The sequence below is a fragment of the Azospira sp. MPR-E4 genome (assembly GCF_058809645.1).
On record NZ_JBXAST010000015.1, the window covers coordinates 11,759 to 34,322 of the forward strand.

Annotated in this window: 23 protein-coding genes; 15 read left to right on the forward strand and 8 right to left on the reverse strand. The window is 66.8% G+C overall.

Annotated elements, in window-relative coordinates; genetic code table 11:
* The first annotated feature begins 20 nt into the window (after positions 1 to 20).
* Together AC1RTA_RS06760 and AC1RTA_RS06765 are read left to right on the forward strand one after the other, a co-directional pair.
* Positions 21 to 1,112, forward strand: coding sequence for a TRAP transporter substrate-binding protein (locus AC1RTA_RS06760; protein ID WP_014236334.1), 1,092 nt, complete (start codon positions 21 to 23; stop codon positions 1,110 to 1,112).
* Positions 1,113 to 1,272: 160 nt separating this feature from the next.
* Entirely contained in the window at positions 1,273 to 2,361 is a 1,089-nt protein-coding gene (locus AC1RTA_RS06765; protein WP_014236333.1) for a TRAP transporter substrate-binding protein, read from the forward strand.
* A 76-nt stretch (positions 2,362 to 2,437) separates the two neighbouring features.
* On the opposite strand, the gene AC1RTA_RS06770 is transcribed toward AC1RTA_RS06765, so the two are convergent.
* The 3 genes from AC1RTA_RS06770 to AC1RTA_RS06780 are packed head-to-tail and all read right to left on the reverse strand — an operon-like array spanning position 2,438 to position 5,407.
* Entirely contained in the window at positions 2,438 to 3,061 is a 624-nt protein-coding gene (locus tag AC1RTA_RS06770; protein ID WP_014236332.1) for a nucleotide-binding protein, read from the reverse strand.
* Complete coding sequence (locus tag AC1RTA_RS06775; protein ID WP_014236331.1) at positions 3,062 to 4,417, reverse strand: TAXI family TRAP transporter solute-binding subunit; 1,356 nt, start codon at positions 4,415 to 4,417, stop codon at positions 3,062 to 3,064.
* A 15-nt stretch (positions 4,418 to 4,432) separates the two neighbouring features.
* Positions 4,433 to 5,407: a quinone oxidoreductase family protein gene (locus AC1RTA_RS06780; RefSeq protein WP_492784317.1), complete on the reverse strand. Its 975-nt coding sequence runs from the start codon at positions 5,405 to 5,407 to the stop codon at positions 4,433 to 4,435.
* 64 nt (positions 5,408 to 5,471) lie between these two features.
* On the opposite strand from AC1RTA_RS06780, the gene AC1RTA_RS06785 reads away from it, so the two are divergent.
* Positions 5,472 to 6,773: an HD-GYP domain-containing protein gene (locus AC1RTA_RS06785; protein WP_492784318.1), complete on the forward strand. Its 1,302-nt coding sequence runs from the start codon at positions 5,472 to 5,474 to the stop codon at positions 6,771 to 6,773.
* Positions 6,774 to 6,920: 147 nt separating this feature from the next.
* On the opposite strand, the gene AC1RTA_RS06790 is transcribed toward AC1RTA_RS06785, so the two are convergent.
* A complete protein-coding gene (locus tag AC1RTA_RS06790) occupies positions 6,921 to 9,128 on the reverse strand; it encodes a UvrD-helicase domain-containing protein (protein ID WP_492784319.1) in 2,208 nt (735 codons plus the stop codon).
* 250 nt (positions 9,129 to 9,378) lie between these two features.
* Between AC1RTA_RS06790 and AC1RTA_RS06795 the strand changes: the two genes are divergently transcribed.
* On the forward strand, positions 9,379 to 9,738 hold the full coding sequence (locus AC1RTA_RS06795; protein WP_014236327.1) for a hypothetical protein: 360 nt from the start codon (positions 9,379 to 9,381) through the stop codon (positions 9,736 to 9,738).
* A gap of 103 nt (positions 9,739 to 9,841) precedes the next feature.
* Here AC1RTA_RS06795 and AC1RTA_RS06800 read toward each other — a convergent pair whose 3' ends face one another.
* On the reverse strand, positions 9,842 to 10,735 hold the full coding sequence (locus AC1RTA_RS06800) for an SPOR domain-containing protein (protein ID WP_492784320.1): 894 nt from the start codon (positions 10,733 to 10,735) through the stop codon (positions 9,842 to 9,844).
* 143 nt (positions 10,736 to 10,878) lie between these two features.
* Here AC1RTA_RS06800 and leuS point away from each other — a divergent pair, with 143 nt between their 5' ends.
* The 3 genes from leuS to holA are packed head-to-tail and all read left to right on the forward strand — an operon-like array spanning position 10,879 to position 15,011.
* On the forward strand, positions 10,879 to 13,488 hold the full coding sequence (leuS, locus tag AC1RTA_RS06805) for a leucine--tRNA ligase (protein ID WP_492784321.1): 2,610 nt from the start codon (positions 10,879 to 10,881) through the stop codon (positions 13,486 to 13,488).
* 10 nt (positions 13,489 to 13,498) lie between these two features.
* On the forward strand, positions 13,499 to 14,005 hold the full coding sequence (locus tag AC1RTA_RS06810) for an LPS-assembly lipoprotein LptE (protein ID WP_492784322.1): 507 nt from the start codon (positions 13,499 to 13,501) through the stop codon (positions 14,003 to 14,005).
* A 4-nt stretch (positions 14,006 to 14,009) separates the two neighbouring features.
* Complete coding sequence (holA, locus tag AC1RTA_RS06815; RefSeq protein ID WP_492784323.1) at positions 14,010 to 15,011, forward strand: DNA polymerase III subunit delta; 1,002 nt, start codon at positions 14,010 to 14,012, stop codon at positions 15,009 to 15,011.
* A 45-nt stretch (positions 15,012 to 15,056) separates the two neighbouring features.
* Here holA and AC1RTA_RS06820 read toward each other — a convergent pair whose 3' ends face one another.
* Positions 15,057 to 15,329: a hypothetical protein gene (locus AC1RTA_RS06820; RefSeq protein WP_014236322.1), complete on the reverse strand. Its 273-nt coding sequence runs from the start codon at positions 15,327 to 15,329 to the stop codon at positions 15,057 to 15,059.
* Between the two features lie 163 nt (positions 15,330 to 15,492).
* On the opposite strand from AC1RTA_RS06820, the gene AC1RTA_RS06825 reads away from it, so the two are divergent.
* The 5 genes from AC1RTA_RS06825 to ybaK all read left to right on the forward strand — a co-directional run bounded on the left by AC1RTA_RS06825 (position 15,493) and on the right by ybaK (position 19,510).
* Positions 15,493 to 16,749: a glutamate-5-semialdehyde dehydrogenase gene (locus tag AC1RTA_RS06825; RefSeq protein ID WP_014236321.1), complete on the forward strand. Its 1,257-nt coding sequence runs from the start codon at positions 15,493 to 15,495 to the stop codon at positions 16,747 to 16,749.
* Positions 16,750 to 16,877: 128 nt separating this feature from the next.
* Positions 16,878 to 17,459 (forward strand): chalcone isomerase family protein, encoded by a 582-nt coding sequence (locus AC1RTA_RS06830; RefSeq protein ID WP_205230155.1) that lies wholly within the window; start codon positions 16,878 to 16,880, stop codon positions 17,457 to 17,459.
* Positions 17,460 to 17,515: 56 nt separating this feature from the next.
* The gene (locus AC1RTA_RS06835) at positions 17,516 to 18,004 is read left to right on the forward strand and encodes a methylated-DNA--[protein]-cysteine S-methyltransferase (protein WP_492784324.1); all 489 of its coding nucleotides are present in this window, start codon (positions 17,516 to 17,518) and stop codon (positions 18,002 to 18,004) included.
* A gap of 11 nt (positions 18,005 to 18,015) precedes the next feature.
* Positions 18,016 to 18,939: a site-specific tyrosine recombinase XerD gene (gene xerD, locus AC1RTA_RS06840; protein ID WP_014236318.1), complete on the forward strand. Its 924-nt coding sequence runs from the start codon at positions 18,016 to 18,018 to the stop codon at positions 18,937 to 18,939.
* 64 nt (positions 18,940 to 19,003) lie between these two features.
* Positions 19,004 to 19,510, forward strand: coding sequence for a Cys-tRNA(Pro) deacylase (gene ybaK / locus AC1RTA_RS06845; protein ID WP_014236317.1), 507 nt, complete (start codon positions 19,004 to 19,006; stop codon positions 19,508 to 19,510).
* Between the two features lie 15 nt (positions 19,511 to 19,525).
* Here ybaK and AC1RTA_RS06850 read toward each other — a convergent pair whose 3' ends face one another.
* Complete coding sequence (locus AC1RTA_RS06850) at positions 19,526 to 19,879, reverse strand: dihydroneopterin aldolase (protein ID WP_014236316.1); 354 nt, start codon at positions 19,877 to 19,879, stop codon at positions 19,526 to 19,528.
* An 84-nt stretch (positions 19,880 to 19,963) separates the two neighbouring features.
* On the opposite strand from AC1RTA_RS06850, the gene plsY reads away from it, so the two are divergent.
* Positions 19,964 to 20,593, forward strand: a complete 630-nt coding sequence (plsY, locus tag AC1RTA_RS06855; protein ID WP_492784325.1) for a glycerol-3-phosphate 1-O-acyltransferase PlsY — start codon at positions 19,964 to 19,966, stop codon at positions 20,591 to 20,593.
* A 40-nt stretch (positions 20,594 to 20,633) separates the two neighbouring features.
* Here the strand turns inward: plsY and tsaD are convergent, their stop codons facing one another.
* Complete coding sequence (gene tsaD / locus AC1RTA_RS06860) at positions 20,634 to 21,662, reverse strand: tRNA (adenosine(37)-N6)-threonylcarbamoyltransferase complex transferase subunit TsaD (RefSeq protein ID WP_492784326.1); 1,029 nt, start codon at positions 21,660 to 21,662, stop codon at positions 20,634 to 20,636.
* Positions 21,663 to 21,775: 113 nt separating this feature from the next.
* Here tsaD and rpsU point away from each other — a divergent pair, with 113 nt between their 5' ends.
* A complete protein-coding gene (rpsU, locus tag AC1RTA_RS06865) occupies positions 21,776 to 21,988 on the forward strand; it encodes a 30S ribosomal protein S21 (protein WP_014236313.1) in 213 nt (70 codons plus the stop codon).
* Between the two features lie 93 nt (positions 21,989 to 22,081).
* Positions 22,082 to 22,528 (forward strand): GatB/YqeY domain-containing protein, encoded by a 447-nt coding sequence (locus AC1RTA_RS06870; protein WP_492784327.1) that lies wholly within the window; start codon positions 22,082 to 22,084, stop codon positions 22,526 to 22,528.
* The last annotated feature ends 36 nt before the right edge of the window (positions 22,529 to 22,564 follow it).

The window sequence follows — 22,564 nt, forward strand, 5'->3', positions numbered from 1 at the left end:
CAATCCCTGGAGGAGACAAAATGGAACGTCGTTCCTTTCTCAAAAAAGCTGGTGTCGGCATTGCTGCCGGCGCTGCTGCCACTACCGTATCTGCACCCGCAATCGCCCAAACCCAGCCCACCATCAAGTGGCGTCTGACCTCCAGCTTCCCCAAGAGCCTGGACACCCTCTACGGTGGCGCCGAAGTTCTGGCCAACCGCCTGCGCGCCATGACCAACGGCAAGTTCGACATCCGCGTCTTCGCCGGCGGTGAAATCGTCCCCGGCCTGCAGGCCCTGGACGCCGTGCAGCAGGGCACCGTCGAGTGCTGTCACACCGCCCCCTACTACTACGTGGGCAAGGACAAGACCTTCGCCCTGGGCTGCTCCATCCCCTTCGGCATGAACGCCCGCCAGATGAACGCCTGGGTGTACTACGGCGGCGGCCAGAAGCTGCTGGACGAGTTCTACGCCAACTACAACATCGTCTCCTTCATGGGCGGCAACAGCGGGACCCAGATGGGCGGCTGGTTCCGCAAGGAAATCAAGAATCTGGGCGACATCAAGGGCCTCAAGATGCGCGTCGCCGGCCTCGGCGGCACCGTCTTCGAGCGCCTCGGCGCCGTGCCCCAGCAGATCGCCGGTGGCGACATCTATCCCGCCCTGGAAAAGGGCACCATCGACGCCGCCGAATGGGTTGGCCCCTACGATGACGAGAAGCTGGGCTTCTTCAAGGTCGCCAAGAACTACTACTACCCGGGCTGGTGGGAGCCGGGTCCCGCCTTCTCCTTCTATGTGAACAAGAAGGAATGGGACAAGCTGCCCAAGGAATACCAGGAGGCCTTCCAGGCCGCCGCCTACGAGGCCAACGTCACCATGCTGGCCGAGTACGACCACAAGAACCCGCCGGCCCTCTCCCGCCTGCTGTCCCAGGGCGTGAAGCTGCAGAAGTACTCCGACGAGATCATGAACGCCGCCTACAAGGCCGCCATGGAAATCTACGCCGAAGAATCTGCCAAGAACCCGGCCTTCAAGAAGATCTACACCGAGTACGACAAGTACCGGAAGACCCAGAACGCCTGGTTCAGCGTGGCCGACACCACCATGGACCGGTTCCTGCAGACCCACAAGTAAGGTAAGCTCGACGCAGTAACAGGAGTGCCCCAGCCATCGACACGACGGTTGGGGCATTTGCACATGTATCCCCTTTGCTGTTTTCATCGCTGGCAGCGGTGAGGTTCAGCCGCCCGGCTTTCGCAACATCAGTTAGGCAACAAAAATAAGGAGACAAACCATGGATCGTCGCAAATTCCTGAAAAATGCCGGCGTCGCTGCCGGTGCCGGCGTGGCCACCACCGTCGCGGCTCCCGCCATCGCCCAATCCCAGCCCACCATCAAGTGGCGCCTGACCTCCAGCTTCCCCAAGAGTCTCGACACCATCTACGGCGGCGCCGACGTGCTGGCCAACCGCCTGCGCGCCATGACCGGCGGCAAGTTCGACATCCGCGTCTTTGCCGGCGGCGAGATCGTCCCCGGCCTGCAGGCCCTGGACGCCGTGCAGCAGGGCACCGTCGAGATGTGCCACACCTGTTCCTACTACTACGTGGGCAAGGACAAGACCTTCGGCTTCGGCACCTCCGTGCCCTTCGGCATGAACCCGCGCCAGATGAACGCCTGGATCTACTACGGCGGCGGCCAGAAGCTGCTGGACGAGTTCTACGCCAACTACAACGTGGTGTCCTTCGCCGGCGGCAACACCGGGACCCAGATGGGCGGCTGGTTCCGCAAGGAAATCAAGACCCTGGACGACGTCAAGGGCCTCAAGATGCGCATCGCCGGCCTCGGCGGCGCCGTCTTCGAACGCCTCGGCGCCGTGCCCCAGCAGATCGCCGGCAGCGACATCTATCCCGCCCTGGAAAAGGGCACCATCGACGCCGCCGAATGGGTCGGCCCCTACGACGACGAAAAGCTGGGCTTCTTCAAGGTCGCCAAGAACTACTACTACCCGGGCTGGTGGGAACCGGGCCCCACCATCCACTTCTTCGTGAACAAGAAGGAATGGGACAAGCTGCCCAAGGAATACCAGGAGGCCTTCCAGGCTGCCGCCTACGAGGCCAACGTCACCATGCTGGCCGAGTACGACCACAAGAACCCCACCGCCCTCTCCCGCCTGCTGTCCCAGGGCGTGAAGCTGCAGAAGTATCCGGATGCGGTGCTGGAAGCCGCCTACAAGGCCGCCATGGACCTGTACACCGAGGAATCGGCGAAGAACCCGGCCTTCAAGAAGGTGTGGACCGAGTACGACAAGTACCGCCGTACCCAGAACGCCTGGTTCAGCGTGGCCGACACCACCATGGACCGCTTCCTGCAGAGCCACAAGTAAGCCCGGGCATCGCCCGCAAAAAAGCCGCCGGTGATCCGGCGGCTTTTTTTATGTCCTAGCTAGACGGACGGGAGCCTCAGGCATCCACCCAGTCGATGATGCTGCGCCACTGCTCCAGGTCCTTCTCGGCCCGGGCCGGGGTCAGGTCGAACAGGGTGGCCCCCTGGGCCGCCGCCTGGACGTAGAGCTGGGTGTCCCGCAGATAGGCGAGGATGGGCAGGTCGTAGGCGGCGAAGAAGCGCTCCAGCTCCCCCGCCGCCCGGGTCCGGGCATCCACCCGCATGCCCACCACCGCCACCTGCAGCTCCCCCTTGCGCACGGCCTTCTCGGCCAGCAGGGTGTCGAGGAAGTGGCGCGCCGCCAGGATGTCGAAGAGGGAGGGCTGCACCGGCACCAGCACGTGGGTGACCTGTTTCAGGGTGCGGTCCAGGGCCTTGCCGTGGAAGCCGGCAGGCGTATCCAGTACCGCATGGGTAGTGCCCTTGGGCGGCCGGGCCGGCTCGTCGTGCTTCAGTTCCCAGCTGCGGATGGCGGGCAAAAAGCCGGGGCGCAGGGCCAGCCACTCCCGGGAGGACTGCTGCCGATCCAGGTCGCCCAGCATCACGGGCTTGCCGGACTGGGCCAGATAGCCGGCCAGGTTGGTGGCCAGGGTGCTCTTGCCGGCGCCGCCCTTGGGGTTGGCGATCAGGTAAGCCTTCATCTAGGGGGTTTCCTCCACGTTTGCATGTCGCGCCAGCCGCTCCAGGGTGTGGCGCACCAGTTCGATGTGTTCCCGCAGGGTATAGAGCAGGTCCGAATAGGCCAGGGGGATATTACGCCGATAGGCCTCGTCCTCGATACGGTCGAGGCGGTCCAGGTACTCCAGCTTGCGGCCCGGGTCGTAGCTTTCCTTCAGCTCGTTCTCGAGGAACTTGAGGTCGCCGTAGCAGCGGAAAATCTTGGAACGGATGCGCCAGCTGTAGATGGAGGGCGCCACCTTGAGCAGGGGCAGCAGCAGGGCGAAGATGGGCAACAGCAGCACCACCAGCCGGTCCACCAGGATCGCCGCCCAGAAGGGCAGATAGCGCTGCAGCAGCGGCGGGCCGGACTTGTAGTAGCGCTCCGCCGTGTCGGCCACCGGCAGGCTCTGGTCCCGTACCGCCGGGAAGTCGCCGCGGCGCTGGAAGAAGCCGGCCTTGCCGTGCACTTCGCTGGCCGCCTGCAACAGCAGGGACTGGATGGCCGGATGCAGGCTGTCATGCACCACCAGATTGGCGGTGGCCGCCAGCAGCGTGGTGTCGTGGGGCGGGAAGTTGCGCACCAGGTCCACCGCCCCTTCCGGCAGGACGATCTTCGACAGGTAAGGGAAGCGCCGGGTGTAGGCCTCGGCCTGGGCGAAGTTCATCACCTTGATGCCGGGGGAGCGCAGCAGCACCTGTACCACCGGCGCCTCCGGCGCGGCGATGACGAAGGCGGCATCGAGGCGGCCCTGCTGCAGTTCTTCGGCCGCCTTGAGGCCGCCCAGGGACAGCAGATGCTTGCCGTCCACCGGCACCTCGTTGGCCGCCAGCAGTTGCAGGGCCAGGCCCCGGATGCCGCTGCCCTCGGCGCCGACGGCGATGCGCTTGCCGGCCAGCTGGTGCAGGCGCTCCAGTTCCCGCTCGCTGCGGTAGAAGACCCACACCGGCTCGTAGTACATGCTGCCCAGGGAGGACAGGGGCAGGGCCTCGTCCTCCTCCAGGTAGTCCGGCCGGGGCGCCTCGACGCCGCCCTGGACCAGGGCGATCTCCACGTCGCTGTCCTTGTCCAGCAGGCGCTGCAGGTTCTCGGCGGAACCGTTGGAGGTGCGCACCTCCAGGGTGATGCCGTTACGCGCCAGGATTTCCGCATACTTCTTGCCGAAGGCGTAGTAGGCGCCGCTGTCGGCCCCGGCGGACATGACCACGTGCCGCGGCGGCGCCGGCTGGATGAACTGGACGGCGACGACGAAACCCAGGGCCACCACCAGCACGATGGGCCAGGCCGTGGCCAGGAGGTCCCGCAGGGAGAGCAGGCTGTTGCGAACTTTGGCGCCCATGGACGACCTTTCCGTTTAAGGCAGCAGCACCGTGGAGCCGGTGGTTTGCCGGCCTTCCAGGGCGATGTGGGCGGCAGCGGCCTGCTGCAGGGGGAAGCGCTGGTGCACCTCGATCTTCACCTGGCCGCTGGTGACCACGCCCAGCAGCTCCGTCGCCAGGGCCTCCAGGTCGGCGCGGCGGGCGGTGTAGTGCATCAGGGTGGGCCGGGTGAAGAAGAGGGAGCCCTTCTGGGACAGCAGCAGGGGATCGATCAGACCCACCGGGCCGGAGGCGTTGCCGAAGCTGACCATGGTGCCCAGGGGGCGCAGGCTGTCCAGGGAGCCGGTGAAGGTGTCCTTGCCGATGCCATCGTAGACCACCGGCACGCCTTCACCGCCGGTGATGTCCCGCACCCGCCGGGCGAAGTCCTCCCGAGTGTAGAGGATGGGGTGGTCGCAGCCATGGGCCCGGGCCAGCTCGGCCTTGGCCTCGGTGGAGACGGTGCCGATGACGGTGGCCCCCAGGGCCTTGGCCCACTGGCAGGCGATGAGGCCGACGCCGCCGGCGGCGGCGTGGATCAGCACGGTGTCGCCTTTCTGCACCCGGTAGGTGCGACGCAGCAGGTAGGCGGCAGTGAGGCCCTGCAGCATCATGGCGGCGCCGGTCTCGAAGGAGAGGCTGTCCGGCAAGCGGATGAGGCGGTCGGCGGGAATCAGGCGGGCCTCGCTGTAGGCCCCCAGGGGGCCGCCGGCGTAGGCCACCCGGTCGCCCACCTGCAGGTGGGCGACACCGGGGCCCAGGGCTTCCACCGTGCCGGCGCCTTCGAGGCCGATGCCGGAGGGCAGGGGCACGGGATAGAGGCCGCTGCGATGGTAGGTGTCGATGAAATTGAGACCGACGGCGGCATGGCGCACCCGGACTTCGCCGGGGCCGGGCTCGCCGACGCCGGCCTCTTCCCACTGCAGCACTTCGGGGCCGCCGGTGCGGTAAAAGCGGATGGCATGGGTCATTTTTTGTCTCCTTTTGTATTCTGCTGGGGGTGCGTCACTATACCGCCGCTCCCCGGCGGTGCGAATGGCCCCGATTGGCCTTAATATTGGCGCCATGACCAATATCCACCACACCGTTCTCGGCCGCCTGCTGCTCGCCTGGGCCCTGGTTTCCCTGCTCCTGGGCGGCAGCGCCTGGTATGTGGCGACGGAGCGCATCGACGATGCGGTGGTGGCCCTGGCCCAGGCCGAATCGGCCCGCTTCCAGGCGGCCGAGCTGGAGGCGGCGGAAATGTCGGCCCAGCAGCTGGATTTCCTGCGGCAACGGGCCCTGGGCTTCGTCCGCGACCATTTCGTGGTGATCGAGCTGTACGACCGGGAACGGCGCAAGGTGGTGGAGGCGGTCAATCCGGCCCACCAGGACATCGAGGCCGGGCTCAAGGGCAGCACCCACGCCTTCCCCATGGACGGCAAACACCATTACGAGAAATACACCATCCTCAACAACACGGTGGTGCAGGTGCTGGTGCCGATCCTGGACCGGGAGCGCAACATCGCCGGCTACTTCGAAGGCGTGTTCCTGGTCTCGCCGGAGGAGGAGGCCCGCCTGCGCCGGGACCTCAACCTGATCCTGGGCCTGGTGCTGGCCGCAGCCCTCATCACCACGGTGGTGCTGTACCCGGTGATCATTTCCCTCAACCGCAACGTGCTGCGCTTCTCCCGGGAGGTGCTGCGGGGCAACCTGGAAATGGCCTCGGTCCTGGGCGCCGCCATCGCCCAGCGGGATTCGGACACCAGCATCCACAACTACCGGGTGGCGCTCTACGCCTGCCGCCTGGGCGAGGTCACGGGGGTGGAGGGCGACGCCATGCGGGCCCTCATCATCGGCGCCTTCCTGCACGACGTGGGCAAGATCGGCATCAGCGACAACATCCTGCTCAAGCCGGGCAAGCTGGATGCGGAGGAATTCCGCATCATGCAGACCCACGTCTCCCTCGGCGTACACATCATCGCCCCCTCCCCCTGGCTGCAGGCGGCCCGGGAGGTGGTGCAGTTCCATCACGAGAAGTACGACGGCAGCGGCTACCTGCAAGGGCTGAAGGGCGAGGAGATCCCCCTCAACGCCCGCATTTTCGCGGTGGTGGACGTCTTCGACGCCCTCACCTCCCGCCGCCCCTACAAGGAACCCATGACTTGCGAAGCGGCCCTGGCCATCCTGCACAAGGATGCGGGCAGCCACTTCGATCCCCGGCTGGTGGCCGCTTTCGCCCCGGTGGCGGCGCCCCTCCATGCCGAACTGTCGCGCCTCGACGAAGGGGCCATCCAGGCCCTGCTGGAAGAACGCATCAGCCGCTACTTCTTCGCCGCCTTCCTCGCCCGGGAATAAGTCCCGCCGCAGCCCTTGCCCGGGAGGCAGGCGGGACCAGCCTCCCGGCATGGCCATGCCTGCAACGTCCGTCCCTATTGCCCCTCAGGGCACATTGCCGCAACAGCTGCGTCCCATCTGCCCGGCAGGCCGGGCGTCAACCCCATCCTAGAGCGGTGTCAGCTTGGCGAATTCCAGGGCCAGCCACTTCATGCCGGCAGAACCGAAATTGACCTGGACCCGGGCGTCGGCGCCCCGGCCCTCGGTGGCGACGATGACCCCCTGGCCGAACTTGGCGTGGCTGACGTTCTGCCCCACCCGCAGCCCGGCGGGAGCGGCGCTTTCGTAGGCCGTCACCGGTGCCGCCGCCCGGGGGCTGCGGCTGTAGCTGTTGTCGTAGGCCGGGGTGCTGCGGGCATTGACCCGCAGCAGCAGTTCCTGGGGCAATTCGTCGAGGAAGGCGGAGGGCACGCAGTAGCGGGTCTGGCCGTGGAGCATGCGGGTCTGGGCGTGGGACATGTAGAGCCGCTGGCGGGCCCGGGTGATGGCCACGTACATGAGGCGCCGCTCTTCCTCCTCGCCGGACTTTTCCATGACGGAGTTTTCGTGGGGAAAGAGACCCTGCTCCAGGCCGGAGATGAAGACCACGTCGAACTCCAGGCCCTTGGCCGCATGCACCGTCATCAGCTGCACCGCCTCCTGGCCGTCGCCGGCCTGGTGGTCGCCGGCCTCCAGGCTGGCGTGGGCGAGGAAGGAGGCCAGGGGCGACGGCAGGGGCGCATCGGGGGTGGCCGGATCGGGCACCGGCATGGCCCCCTCTTCGGCGATGAAGCTGGCGGCGGCGTTGATCAGTTCGTCCAGGTTCTCCAGCCGCTCCTGGCCTTCCTTCTCGCCCAGGTAGTGCTGGCGCAGGCCGCTGCGTTCGATGATGTGTTCCACCACTTCGGGCAGGGGCAGGTTTTCCGTCTCCCGCCGCAGCTCCTCGATGAGGCGGATGAAGGCGCCGACGGCGGCCCCGGCCTTGCCGGTGAGGCTGGCGGCGGCGTTGTAGAGGGGCGAGTTGGAACGGTGGGCCGCTTCCTGGAGGTTTTCCAGGCTGCGGGCGCCGATGCCCCGGGTGGGGAAATTCACCACCCGCAGGAAGGCGGTGTCGTCGTCCGGATTGGCCAGGAGGCGCAGGTAGGCCAGGGCGTGCTTGATTTCCTGGCGCTCGAAGAAGCGCAGGCCGCCGTACACCTTGTAGGCCACGCCCTTGGTGAACAGCTCGTGCTCCAGCACCCGGGACTGGGCGTTGGAGCGGTAGAGGAAGGCGATCTGGTCCCGGGAGACGCCCTCCCGGATCAGTTCCCGGGCCTCGTCCACGATCCAGCGGGCCTCGTCCAGGTCGGAGAAGCCCTCGAACACCCGGATCGGCTCGCCGGCCCCCTGGTCGGTCCACAGGTTCTTGCCCAGGCGGCCCTGGTTGTTCTTGATGAGGGCGTTGGCCGCATCCAGGATGTTGCCGTGGGAACGGTAGTTCTGCTCCAGGCGGATGACGTTCTGCACCCCGAACTCCCGCTCGAAGTCCCGCATATTGCCCACCTCGGCGCCGCGGAAGGCATAGATGGACTGGTCGTCGTCGCCCACGGCGAACACCGCCGCGCCCTGGGGCGCGCCGGCGCTGCCGTCGTGACCGGCCAGGAGCTTCAACCAGGCGTACTGCAGACGGTTGGTGTCCTGGAACTCGTCCACCAGGATGTGGCGGAAGCGCTCCTGGTAATGGCGGCGCAGGGGCTCGTTGCGCGACAGCAGCTCGTAGGTGCGCAGCAGCAGTTCGGCAAAATCCACCACCCCTTCGCGCTGGCACTGGCCCTCGTACTCGGCCCACAGCTCCACCCGGCGGCGGGTGTAGTCGTCCCACACCTCGGCCTGGGCCGGGCGCAGGCCCTGGTCCTTGTGGGCGTTGATGAAGTGCATCAGCTCCCGGGGCGGGAACTTCTCGTCGTCCACGTTGAGGTTCTTCAGGAGACGCTTGATGGCGGAGAGCTGGTCGGCGGAATCGAGGATCTGGAACAGGGAGGGCAGCCCCGCCTCCTTGTGGTGGGCCCGCAGCAGCCGGTTGCACAGGCCGTGGAAGGTGCCGATCCACATGCCCCGGGTGTTGATGGGCAGCATGGCCGAGAGCCGGGCCAGCATCTCCTTGGCCGCCTTGTTGGTGAAGGTCACCGCCAGCACCGCGTGGGGCCCCATCTGGCCGGTGGAAATGAGCCAGGCAATGCGGGTGGTGAGCACCCGGGTCTTGCCCGAACCGGCGCCGGCCAGGATCAGGGCATGCTGGGGCGGCAGGGTCACGGCCTGGAGTTGTTCTGGATTGAGATTGGCAAGCAGGTCGGACATGGGGACGGGAAGCCGCGGGCAGGGGCGCGGACGCAGGTTAAGGTCAGGCCGGGATTATAGCCCCGCCGGGGCCGGGGAACTTTTTGGTGCGCCGCACCATCCAATCTTCCGGATGCTACGGGTAAACCACAAATGATCGCCGGAACATCTGAGATATAATCGATATTGCAATGCAACATAAAACAGTCACCAAGCCCACAAGGCCGCGGACGGACTGCATTGGTTACCGCCAAGTTTGAAAGGAAACAGCATGAACAACCCGAAGATTCTGCCCTGGATCGCCCGCAAAGCCGGCATCACCGAAACCATGGCCACCAAGCTGTGGCAACGCGCCGTCGAGGAAGCGAAGACCGCCTGTGGCTGCACCGAGGGTTCCGAGTTTCACCGCCACAGCATCGAGCGCTTTCTCGATCTGGTGGAAGCCCGCGCCGGCGGTACCGTGCGCCAGCCCTACAGCAACAGCACCGCCCAGGTCAGCTGGATCTGGCGCCACCAGGGCCGCATGGCCATGTTCGGCCTGATGGCTGCGGAAAACGCCGCCAAGTTCTGGCAGGACACCTGGAAGAACGTGTTCACCCCCGACCTGCACAAGCGCAAGGTCGGCTGTTGAGCCCAGGCGGCCGCCCAGGCCGCCTGATCGGACCACCCGGGGCCAAGCCGCCCCGGCGGCTCCTTACCCCCTGGATTTCCCCTCGACTTCCCGATTCCCGCCTTCAGCGGGAGACGGCCCCGGGCGCCACGCCCAGCTCCGCCGCCAGACGACCCGCCATCTGCCGCGCCTCTTCTCGGTCGGCGAAGCCCCCCACCCGCAGCACATAGACGTAGCCCTCCTCCCCGGCCCCATCGTGACGCGGACGAATCCGCGCCGGATAGCCGGCCTCCCGCAGCTGGTCGTACAACGCCAGGGCCTCGGCCTGGGTCGCCACCGGCGGCAGGTTGACGCCCCAGGCGCCGCCACGGCGCAGGACGCCGGCCCCGGCCTGGATTTCAGTTTCCGCCGCCCACTTCTCCACCTGCGCCGCCTCGACGCTGGCCACCGCCCCGGGTGCCTGGTCGCGCAGGGCGCTGGCGAAGGCCAGAGGCTCGCTCAAGGCCATGGGTTCGCCCAGGGGATGGGTGACCACGATATGGCCCTCGAGCAGGCAGATCAGGTCCTTGTCCTCGGCGGACTTGCCCCACAGGTCGGTGCCGCGGATGCCAGCGGTCAGGGTGGCGGCGCGGACGTTGATGGCCCGCCCCGTCAGGCGCTGGGGAAAGAGGCCGGTGGTGAAGCGGAAGGCACCCCGCAGCACGTCCAGGGCCGCCGTATAGACGCCCCCCGGGCGCTGGCCGATGGCGTTGAGATGGAGCTGGGCGTTTTCCCCCAGCTTGACGCCGCTGCCTTCGGGCAGCTGGATCAGCACCCGGGAGCCGCTGCCGGTGACGATCCTGTCCCGGTTGGCGAGGGCCTGGCCCGGCACCAGGGGCCGGCGCTCGCCGCCGCGCTCCAGCCAAGCCGGCGCCTGCACGGCCTCCACCACCGCCTGCCGGGAGGCCGGTCCGGCCACGGCAGGGGCGGCAGCCCACAGCGTCAGGGTTGAAAGCAGCAGGGGGCGCAACAATCCCATGTTCATCTCTCCGCAGTGGCCTGGAGCGGCCCGTTCATCATCAGGAAACCGCCCGGACGGCGGCAAAGAGCCGATTTTGCCCAATGGAGCAGGAGCGGACCGGTTATAATTTCACGCTTTGCAACGAATTTCTGGCCGCCCAAATGCAGGAAAAATACCAACCCGCGGAAGTCGAACTCGCCGCCCAGCAACACTGGGTCAAGACCCAGGCCGCCCGTGCCGTCGAAGACACCACCAAGCCCAAGTACTACTGTCTTTCCATGTTCCCCTATCCGTCGGGGAAGCTGCATATGGGGCACGTGCGCAACTATACCATCGGCGATGTGCTGACCCGTTTCCACAAGATGCAGGGCTACAACGTGCTGCAGCCCATGGGTTGGGACGCCTTCGGCATGCCGGCGGAAAACGCCGCCATCCAGAACAAGGTGCCCCCCGCCAAGTGGACCTACGCCAACATCGACTACATGCGCAGCCAGCTGCAGCGCCTGGGTTTCGCCATCGACTGGGAGCGGGAATTCGCCACCTGCACCCCCGAGTACTACCGCTGGGAACAGTGGCTGTTCACCCGCCTGTATGAAAAGGGCCTGATCTACAAGAAGCTGGGCACCGTGAACTGGGACCCGGTGGACCACACCGTGCTGGCCAACGAGCAGGTCATCGACGGCCGCGGCTGGCGCTCCGGCGCCCTGGTGGAAAAGCGCGAGATCCCCATGTACTACATGAAGATCACCGCCTACGCCGAGGAACTGCTGGCCGACCTGGACCAACTGCCGGGCTGGCCCGAGCAGGTGCGCCTGATGCAGAAGAACTGGATCGGCAAGAGCACCGGCGTGCGCTTCGCCTTCCCCCTGGCCGACAACAATGATGAAAAGCTGTGGGTGTTCACCACCCGGGCCGACACCATCATGGGCGTCACCTTCGTCGCCGTGGCCGCCGAACACCCCCTGGCCACCCGCGCCACGACGAACAACCCGGCCCTGGCCGCCTTCATCGAGGAATGCAAGAAGGGCGGCGTGGCCGAGGCCGACATCGCCACCATGGAAAAGAAGGGCATGCCCACGGGCATTTTCGTCCAGCACCCCCTCACCGGCGAGCAGGTGGAAGTGTGGGTCGGCAACTACGTGCTGATGGGTTATGGCGAAGGCGCCGTGATGGCCGTGCCCGCCCACGACGAGCGGGACTTTGCCTTTGCCAAGAAGTACAACCTGGCCATCAAGCAGGTCATCGCCGCTGAAGGCGAAGCCTTCAGCCTGGACGGCTGGCAGGAATGGTACGGTGACAAGAGCCGCGGCACCTGCGTCAATTCCGGCAAGTACGACGGCCTGGCCTACGAGGCCGCTGTGGACGCCATCGCCGCCGACCTGGCCGCCAAGGGCCTGGGCGAAAAGAAGGTGCAGTTCCGTCTGCGCGACTGGGGCATTTCCCGCCAGCGCTACTGGGGCTGCCCGATTCCCGTGATCCACTGTGAGTCCTGCGGCGATGTGCCGGTGCCTGACGACCAGCTGCCCGTGGTGCTGCCGGAGAACGTGGAAATCACCGGCGCCGGTTCCCCCCTGGCCAAGATGCCCGAGTTCTACGAGTGCACCTGCCCCAAGTGCGGCAAGCCGGCCCGTCGCGAAACCGACACCATGGACACCTTCGTCGAGTCCTCCTGGTACTTCCTGCGCTACGCCTGCCCGGACAACACCCAGGCCATGGTGGACGAGCGCGTGGCCTACTGGTGCAAGGGCGGCATCGACCAGTACATCGGCGGCATCGAGCACGCCATCCTGCACCTGCTCTACTCCCGCTTCTTCACCAAGCTGATGCGCGACGTGGGCCTTTTCGGCGAGCAGAAGCTGGATGAGCCCTTCGCCAACCTGCTGACCCAGGGCATGGTGGTGGCCCCCACCTTCTATCGCGACGCCGAAGGCGGCAAGAAAGAGTGGATCAATCCGGCCGACGTGGATGTGACCACCGACGAGCGCGGCCGCCCCACCGGTGCCACCCTCAAGGCCGACGGCCAGCCTGTGGTCATCGGCGGCACCGAGAAGATGTCCAAGTCCAAGAACAACGGCGTGGACCCCCAATCCCTGATGGACGAATACGGTGCCGACACGGCCCGCCTGTTCATGATGTTCGCCGCCCCGCCCGACCAGTCCTTGGAGTGGTCCGACGCCGGTGTCGAGGGCGCCTTCCGCTTCCTGAAGCGCCTGTGGAAGCTGACCCACGACCATGTGGCCGTCGGCATCGTTCCCGCCTACAGCGGCGGCGAGCTGGAGGGCAATCTCAAGGACTTCCGCCGCCAGCTGCACCAGACCATCGGCAAGGTCACCGACGACTACGGCCGGCGCAAGCAGTTCAACACCGCCATCGCCGCCGTCATGGAACTGCTCAACGCCTTCGCCAAGCTGCCGGACAGCCCGGCCGCCCGCGGCGTCAAGCAGGAAGCCCTGGAAGCGGCCGTGCTGATGCTCTTCCCCATCGTACCCCATGCCTGCCAGGCCCTCTACGCCGAGCTCAAGCCCGGTGCCGATGCCGGCCAGGCCGCCTTCCCCAAGGCCGATGCCGCCGCCCTGGTGCAGAGCGAAATCGAGCTGATGCTGCAGGTGAACGGCAAGCTGCGCGGCAGCATCAAGGTGCCCGCCGATGCGGCCAAGGACGCCATCGAAGCGGCCGCCCTGGCCTCCGAGACGGTGCAGAAGCACCTGGACGGTCAGGCCCCGAAGAAGGTGGTGGTGGTGCCCGGCCGTCTGGTCAATATCGTGGTTTAAGGAGTCGTCTGTGCGCGCCCGTCTGCTCGTTTCCCTTGTCCTGCTCGTGACGCTGGCCGGCTGCGGCTTCCAGCTGCGGGGCGCCCAGACCATGCCCTTCCCGACCCTGTACGTGTCCATGGCGGAGAATTCCGAAATCACCGCCAACCTGAAGCGCTACATCCGGGCCAACAAGTCCACCGAACTGGTGGGCAATCGAGATGATGCGGCCGCCACCCTGGTCCAGTTGCCGGAACGCCGGGAGCGGATCGCCCTGTCCTACAACTCCGCCGGCCGGGTGCGAGAACTGCAACTGCAGTACCGGGTCACCTTCCGCCTGGAGGATGCCAAGGGCAAGGCCCTCTCCGCGCCCATGGAAATCTACCTGACCCGGGACATCACCTACGACGATGCCCAGGTGCTGTCCAAGGCCCAGGAAGAGGAACTGCTGTGGCAGGACATGCAGCGGGACCTGGTGCAGCAGCTGATCCGGCGCATGGCCAAGGCCAAGCCGCCGGTGGACGAAAACGAGGACTGACGCCGTGGCCCAGCTCCGGGGAGAACAGTTGGCGGCCCACCTGGAACGCCCCCTGGGGCCGCTCTACGTGGTGTATGGGGACGAGCCCCTGCTGGTGATCGAGGCCGGCGATGCCATCCGCGCCGCCGCCCGGCGCCAGGGCTACAGCGAGCGGGAAGTGCTGGTGGCCGGCCAGGGCTTCAACTGGACCCAGCTGGCCATGGCCGGCGGCAACCTCTCCCTCTTCGGCGACCGCAAGTTGATCGACCTGCGCATCCCCACCGGCAAGCCCGGGCGGGACGGCGGCCAGGCCCTGCAGGAACATTGCCAGCGCCTTTCCAGCGACGCCATGACCCTGGTCACCCTGCCCGAACTGACCTGGCAGGACGAAAAGGCCTCCTGGTTCCAGACCCTGGCCGAAGCCGGCACCGTGCTCAAGCTGCAGCCCCCCAACCTCAACGAACTGCCCCAGTGGATCGCCGGCCGCCTACAGCGCCAGGAACAGAGCGCCGAGACGGAAGCCCTGCGCTTCATCGCCGAGCGGGTGGAAGGCAACCTGCTGGCCGCCCACCAGGAAATCCAGAAACTGGGACTGCTGTTCCCCAAAGGCAAGCTGAGCCTGGAACAGGTGCGGGAGGCGGTGCTCAATGTGGCCCGCTACGATATCGACGGTCTGCGGGAAGCCCTGCTGCAGGGCGACCTGGCCCGCCTGACGCGGACCCTGGACGGCCTGCGCCAGGAGGGCGAAGCGCCGCCCCTGGTGTTGTGGGCGGTGACGGAGGAAGTGCGGGCCCTGGCGGCCCTGAAGGAAGGACTCAACGCCGGCCGGCCGGCGGACCAGCTATTCAAGGAACAGCGCATCTGGGGACCGCGCCAGGCCCTGGTCAAGCGCGCCCTGGGGCGGCTCGACGCGCCGCGTCTGCGGGCGGCCCTGGCCCAGACGGCCCATATCGACCGCTGCATCAAGGGCCTGGGCGGCGGCGATGTGTGGGATGAATTCCTGCGCCTGGGCCTCAGCCTGCGCTAGGCCGGATACCCGAACGGGCACCGGTCGATCGGGGATGCGACGGCCTTAAGCGGCCTTTTCATCGGAAGGCGGCACGTCCGGCAGGATGGCCGGCACCTCTTCCGGTTCATCGGGCACCAGATGCTCCCACTCGCAATCCGTATCTCCGGACTTGTGGCGCAATGCGGGCAGGGACGATTCGCGCACCAGGCACTCGCCCTGGCAACACTCTTCCACCACCACCACACCCACCTCGGCATCTACCTTGCGTTCCCCGTCCCAATAACTGCAGGTGGCACACACTTGCACTTCGGTGGGAACAATCAGCTTGCGACTCATAGGGTCTCCTGCGACGTCAAACGGCCATGTAACGGTTTGTGACACCGCAACGGCGAGAAAGTTTAGCCCAATCCCTTATTTTCAGTAAGGGAATGGCGTTTCGGGGCATTTGAGGCCGCTATAATGGTCCGATTATCTCCTGCCTGACCTGCTGAAGAACACCATGGATATCAAGGATTACATGCAGAACCTGGGCCGCCGCGCCCGGGCCGCCTCGCGCCAGATGGCCAAGGCCGACACCAATGCCAAAAACCGGGCCCTGCTGGCCATCGCCGCCGCCATCCGCCGCGACGAAGCCAAGCTCCTGGCCGCCAACGGCGAAGACCTGGCCGCCGCCCGGGCCGCCGGCCTGGAGCCGGCCATGGTGGATCGCCTGACCCTTTCCCCCAAGACCGTCGCCACCATGGCCGAGGGCCTGGAGCAGATCGCCTCCCTGCCGGACCCCATCGGTGAAATGACCGACCTGCGCTTCCGCCCCTCCGGCATCCAGGTGGGCCACATGCGGGTGCCCCTCGGCGTCATCGGCATCATCTACGAAGCCCGCCCCAACGTGACGGTGGATGCGGCCGGCCTGTGCATCAAGTCCGGCAACGCCTCCATCCTGCGCGGCGGTTCCGAGGCCATCCGCTGCAACCAGGCCCTGGCGACTCTGGTGAAGGAAGGGTTGCAGTCCGCCGGCCTGCCGGCTGACGCGGTGCAGGTGGTGGAAACCACCGACCGGGCCGCCGTGGGCGAACTCATCACCATGCGCGAATTCGTGGACGTCATCGTGCCCCGCGGCGGCAAGGGCCTCATCGCCCGCCTGCTGGCCGAATCCCGGGTGCCCATGATCCAGCACCTGGACGGCAACTGCCATGTGTACCTGGACGACAGCGCCGATGCGGCCAAGGCCATGGCGGTGGTGGAAAATTCCAAGACCCAGCGCTACGGCACCTGCAACACCGCCGAATCCCTGCTGGTGGCACGCTCCGTCGCCGCCACCCTGCTGCCGCCCATCGCCGCCATGCTCACCGCCAAGGGCGTGGAAATCCGCGGCTGTGCCGAAACCCGGGCCCTAGTGCCCAATGCCAAGGAAGCCACCGAGGCCGACTGGGGCGAGGAATACCTGGCGCCCATCATCGCCGTGAAGGTGGTGGCCGGGCTGGACGAGGCCATCGAGCACATCAACAAGTACTCCTCCAGCCACACCGAGGCCATCGTCACCGAGAACCACACCCACGCCATGCGCTTCCTGCGGGAAGTGGATTCGGCCTCGGTCATGGTGAACGCCTCCACCCGCTTCGCCGACGGCTTCGAGTACGGCCTCGGCGCCGAGATCGGCATTTCCACGGACAAGATCCACGCCCGGGGCCCGGTGGGCCTGGAAGGCCTGACCAGCCAGAAATGGGTGGTCCTGGGCAACGGCCAGGTGCGCGGCTGAAGGCCGGCCGCACCGCTCCCTGATCCGTCCAAGTTTCACCGCAGCACCCATAAAAGAATTGCCCCGGCGACGTGCGGACGGCGCCGGGGCTTCAATAAAGTCCGCAAAAACCAAAGGAGACAGACAGTATGAAGATCAAGCATTTCATGGCGGCCCTCGCCATCCTCACCCTCACGGCCGGCAGCGCCCAGGCCATGGAAGTGGCTGGGGTCAAGTTCGAGGAACGGCTCAAGCTGGAGCAGCAGGACCTCAGCCTCAACGGCGCCGGCCTGCGGTCCAAGGTGTTTTTCAAGGTCTACGCCGTGGGCCTCTACCTGCCGGCCAAGGCCGCCGAGGTGGACGGCGTGCTGGCGGCCAAGGGCGCCAAGCGCCTGGCCATCGTGCCCCTCATGGAACTCTCCGCCCAGCAGTTCGTGGACGCCCTATCCGGCGGCATCGCCAAGAACAGCAGCGAGGCCGAGGCTGCCGCCCTGAAGGAACGGGTGCAGACTTTCGAAGGCAACCTGCTGGCCCTGGGCAAGGCGGCCAAGGGCACCCCCATCACTCTGGACTGGATTCCCGAACAGGGCACCCGCCTCACCGTGGCCGGCCAGCCCCAGGGCAAGGTCATCCCGGGGGAGGATTTCTACCAGGCCCTGCTGCGCATCTGGCTGGGTAACAAGCCGGCCCAGGGCGATCTCAAGGACGCCCTGCTCGGCAAGGCGCAGTAAGCATTTCCACAGGGGGGCGGCTGCAAGCCGCCCCCTTTCTCGTTGTACGGGCAGCCATGACCAAGAATGCCGTCCCTGCTGACTTCCAGGCCATCACCAGTGGCCCGTTCTTTTCCCTGGGCATCCGCTGCAACGGGGACGAACTGACCGAAATCCTCTACCTGCCCGGCCGCCTGCAGCAGGCGGCCGGCACGCCCCTGGCCGCCGAGGCGGTGCGCCAGATCCAGGCCTACCTGGCCGACCCGGCCTTCGTTTTCAGCCTGTCCCTGCAACCCTCCGGCACCCGCTTCCAGCGCCGGGTGTGGGACGCCATCGCCGCCATTCCCCGGGGCCAGACGCAAAGCTACGGCGAAGTGGCCAAGCTGCTGCACAGCGGCCCCCGGGCCGTGGGCGGCGCCTGCGGCGCCAACCCCTTCCCCCTGGCGGTGCCCTGCCACCGGGTCGTCGCCGCTGCCGGCCTGGGCGGTTTCGGCCGCAACGGCGGCGACTTCCTGCTGGACATCAAGCGCTGGCTGCTGCAACACGAGGGCTGCCTGCCGGCGTAAACTCCGTGCCCATGACGGATGCCGCCCCGCCGACCCTGGCCTTTTCCACCCAGAGCGAGATCGACGCCTTCTGCGACGCCCTGTGGCTGGAAGACGGCCTATCCCCCAATTCCCTCGCCGCCTACCGCAGCGACCTGCAACGCTACGCCCTGTGGTTGCAGCAGCAGGGCCGCCCGCCCCTGGCCCAGGCCGGCGCCGCCGACCTGGCGGCCTTCCTGGCCGACGTGGCGGCCCGCATGAAATCCAGTTCCCAGGCCCGCTACCTTTCCTCCCTGCGCCGTTTCTACCGGCGCCTGCTGGCCCAGAACCGCATCAGCGCCGACCCCACCCTGCAGACCGCCATGCCGGTCAAGGCCTCGCGCCTGCCCAAGGTGATGAGCGAAGCCCAGGTGGAAGCCCTGCTGGCGGCACCGGAAATCGAAACTCCCCTGGGCCAGCGGGACCGGGCCATGCTGGAAACCCTCTACGCCACCGGCCTGCGGGTCTCGGAACTGGTCAATCTCAAGCTGCATGAAGTGAGCTTCGACATGGGCGTGGCCCGGGTCTTCGGCAAGGGTTCCAAGGAACGCCTGGTGCCTCTCGGCGAGGTGGCCCTGGACTGGCTCAAGAGCTACCTGAACGATGGCCGCAACGCCTTGCTGGACAACCGTCTCAGCGACTTCCTCTTCGTCACCGCCCGGGGCACGGCCATGACCCGGCAGATGTTTTGGACCCTGGTGAAAAAGTACGCCCTGGTGGCCGGCATGGACCCGGCCCGCCTCTCGCCCCACGTGCTGCGCCACGCCTTCGCCACCCATCTGCTCAACCACGGCGCCGACCTGCGGGTGGTGCAGCTGCTGCTTGGTCACGCCGACATTTCCACCACCCAGATCTACACCCACGTGGCGCGGGAACGGCTGAAGGACCTGCACGCCGTGCACCACCCCCGGGGCTAGGCACGGCGCCGGTCGGCGGGCGTAGAATGAAACCATCCGCAACAAGACACCCTCGAGGTGCACCATGAGCCGCAATCACGATCTCGACCCCGGCCACGCGCCGGAAACCCCCGCCACCCGCTTCCTGCGCCAGCACCGCATCGCCCACTCCAACCATCTCTACGAATACGAGGAGCACGGCGGCACCAAGGTGTCGGCCCGGGAACTGAATGTGGACGAGCATGCCGTGATCAAGACCCTGATCATGGAAGACGAGCACGCCAAGCCCCTGATCGTGCTGATGCACGGCGACTGCAAGGTATCCACCAAGGAGCTGGCGCGGCAGGTGGGCTGCAAGAAGGTGGAGCCGTGCAAGCCGGAAGTGGCCAACCGCCACACCGGCTTCCTGGTGGGCGGCACCAGCCCCTTCGGTACCAAGAAGGCCATGCCCATCTACATGGAGAAGAGCATCCTGGACCTGCCCCTGATCTATCTCAACGGCGGCCGTCGCGGCTACCTGGTGGGGGTCCATCCCCACGACGTGGTCAAGGTGCTGCAGCCCAAGATGGTCGAGGCCGCCCTCAAGGACTGAGCCCCGGCAGCCGGGTCAGGTGCTGCGTTCGATGATGACGCCGACCCGGCGCACCCCGGGCATCATGCCCAGCTTGGCCACGGAGACGCGCACCCAGGCGCAACGGAATTCTTCCAGCACCAGGGTGGAAACGTGTTCGGCCAGCTTTTCCAGCAGGCCGAACTGGGTGCTGCCCAGGTCCTCCCGCAGCCGTTCCACCACCTTGGCGTAGTCGATGGTATCCCGGATGTCGTCGCTGGCGCCGGCGCTGGCGGTGGAGGAAACGCCCATCTGCAGGGACATTTCGACGGTCTGGGACACGGCCTGCTCCCGGGGGTAGATGCCGATGCGGGTCTGGACCCGGAAGTCGTCGATGAAAATGATGTCCATGGGGTTTTTCAGCCGCCAGCGGGGCTTGCAGGTAAAATGCAGGCCCGCATTGTACCTCTATCGCCACTTCACCACCCATCGCCCATGACTGCCGCCCAATCCCTGCCCCTGGCCCTGCTGGCCGCCTATCTGCTGGGCTCCGTGCCCTTCGCCGTCATCGTCAGCCGCGGCTTCGGCCTGAAGGACCCCCGCTCCTACGGCTCCGGCAACCCGGGGGCCACCAACGTCCTGCGCAGCGGCAACAAGCTGGCCGCCCTGCTGACCCTCCTGGGCGACGGCGCCAAGGGCGCCGTGGCGGTGCTCCTGGCCCATTACTTCCTTGCCGGCCAGGCCCTGGAACCGGCCATGGAACGCATCTTCCTCGGCGGCGTGGCCCTGGCCGTGTTCTTCGGCCACCTCTTCCCCGTCTTCCTCAAGTTCAAGGGCGGCAAGGGCGTCGCCACCGCCGCCGGCGTCCTGCTGGCCCTGGACCCGCTGCTGGGCCTGTCGGTGCTGGGCGTCTGGCTTGTGGTCGCCGCCCTCTCCCGCTATTCCTCCCTGGCTGCCCTCTGCGCCGCCGCCGCCTCGCCCCTGCTGGCCGGCATGATGTGGGGCTTCAACCTGCTGGTGGCGGCCGTGGCCGTCATGGCCATGGCCCTGGTGGGCAAGCACTGGGTCAATATCCAGCGCCTCCTGGCCGGGCAGGAATCAAAAATCGGCAGCAAGAAGAAGTAATGAAAAAGGCACCGCAAGGTGCCTTTTTTTCGGGTGCGGCCTACAGGGTCAGCTCGGAGAGGGGCCAGCGGGGCCGGATGGCGATGGGCCCCGCCGCCTTGGCCTGGGCACCGGCCGCCAGGCGCAGGGCGCCGGCCAGGGCGATCATGGCGCCGTTGTCGGTGCAGAACTCCAGTTCCGGGTAATAGACCTGGATGCGCGCCTTCACCGCCTTGGCATTAAGGCGCTGGCGCAGCTCCCGGTTGGCGCCGACGCCGCCGGCCACCACCAGCTGCTGCATGCCGGTCTTCTTCACCGCCGCCAGGGCCTTGGTCACCAGCACATCCACGATGGCATCCTGAATGCCGCGGCAGACGTCGGCCCGGGCCTGCTCGTCCAGTTCCTTGCCCCGCACATAGGTCAGCACCGCCGTCTTCAGGCCGGAAAAGGAGAAATCCAGGTCGCCCGAATGCAGCATGGGCCGGGGGAAGACCACGGCGCCGGGCTTGCCGCCTTCGGCCAGGCGGGCCAGGGCGGGCCCACCCGGGTAGCCCAGGCCGAGCAGCTTGGCCGTCTTGTCGAAGGCCTCGCCGGCCGCATCGTCCAGGGTTTCCCCCAGCAGTTCGTACTGGCCGACGCCGCTCACCCGCATGATCTGGGTATGGCCGCCGGAAACCAGCAGTGCGACGAAGGGGAAGCGGGGCGGACTGGCGGAGAGCAGGGGCGACAGCAGATGCCCTTCCAGGTGGTGCAGGGGCACGGTGGGCTTGCCCAGGGCCGTAGCCAGACCTTCGGCGAAGGCCGCCCCGACCAGCAGGGCGCCAGCCAGGCCGGGCCCCTGGGTGTAGGCGATGGCATCCACCTGCTCCAGAGTGCGGCCGCAGTCGGCCAGGGCCTGGCGCAGCAGGGGCACGGTGCGCCGGATGTGGTCCCGGGAGGCCAGTTCCGGCACCACGCCGCCGTACTCCCGGTGCATGGCAATCTGGGAATGGAGGGCGTGGCCGAGGAGCGTACCGGTGCCGTCGGAGCCCATTTCATAGAGGGCAACCCCGGTTTCGTCGCAGGAGGATTCGATGCCGAGAACAAGCATGGGCGCCATTCTAACCCATGCCGACGAGAAAATTCTTGTAAACCCCTTGGTAAACCGTTGACGTTTCGTTAGAATTGCCGGCTTTCTCTCACCGTTGTTTGGGACTGAATTCAATGCCTGCTATTCGCGTCAAGGAAAACGAGCCCTTCGAAGTGGCCATCCGCCGCTTCAAGCGCACTGTCGAAAAAACCGGTCTGCTGACCGAACTCCGTGCCCGTGAGTTCTACGAAAAGCCCACCGCCGAGCGCAAGCGCAAGCTGGCCGCCGCGGTCAAGCGTCACCACAAGCGGATCCGCAGCCAGACCCTGCCCCCCAAGATGTTCTAAGCCTCCCAGGCTTTCCTGACGCTGCAAGAGCCGTCCATCAACAGGTGGGCGGCTTTTGGTGTTTATAGGCTGCTGAAATACAAAAGGACTCCCATGACGCTCAAGGAACGCATTTCCGAGGACATGAAGGCCGCCATGAAGGCCAAGGAAACGGCCCGCCTGGCCGCCATCCGCCTGCTGCTGGCCGCCATCAAGCAGAAGGAAGTGGACGAGCAGGTCACCCTGGACGATGCCGCCATCGCCGCCGTCATCGACAAGATGCTGAAGCAGCGCAAGGACTCCATCACCCAGTACGAAGCCGCCGGTCGCCAAGACCTGGTGGACGCCGAGAAGGCCGAGGTGGAAGTGCTTTCCGCCTACAAGCCCGCCGGCCTGTCCGAAGCCGCCGTGGCCGCCGCCGTGGCCGCCGCCGTGGCCGACAGCGGCGCTGCCGGTGCCGCCGACATGGGCAAGGTGATGGCCATCCTCAAGCCCCTGCTGGCCGGCAAGGCCGACATGGCCGAGGTCTCCAAGCTGGTCAAGGCCCGGCTCTCCGCCTGAAATCTCCCGGGCCGGCTGTCGCCGGCCCCGTTTGGC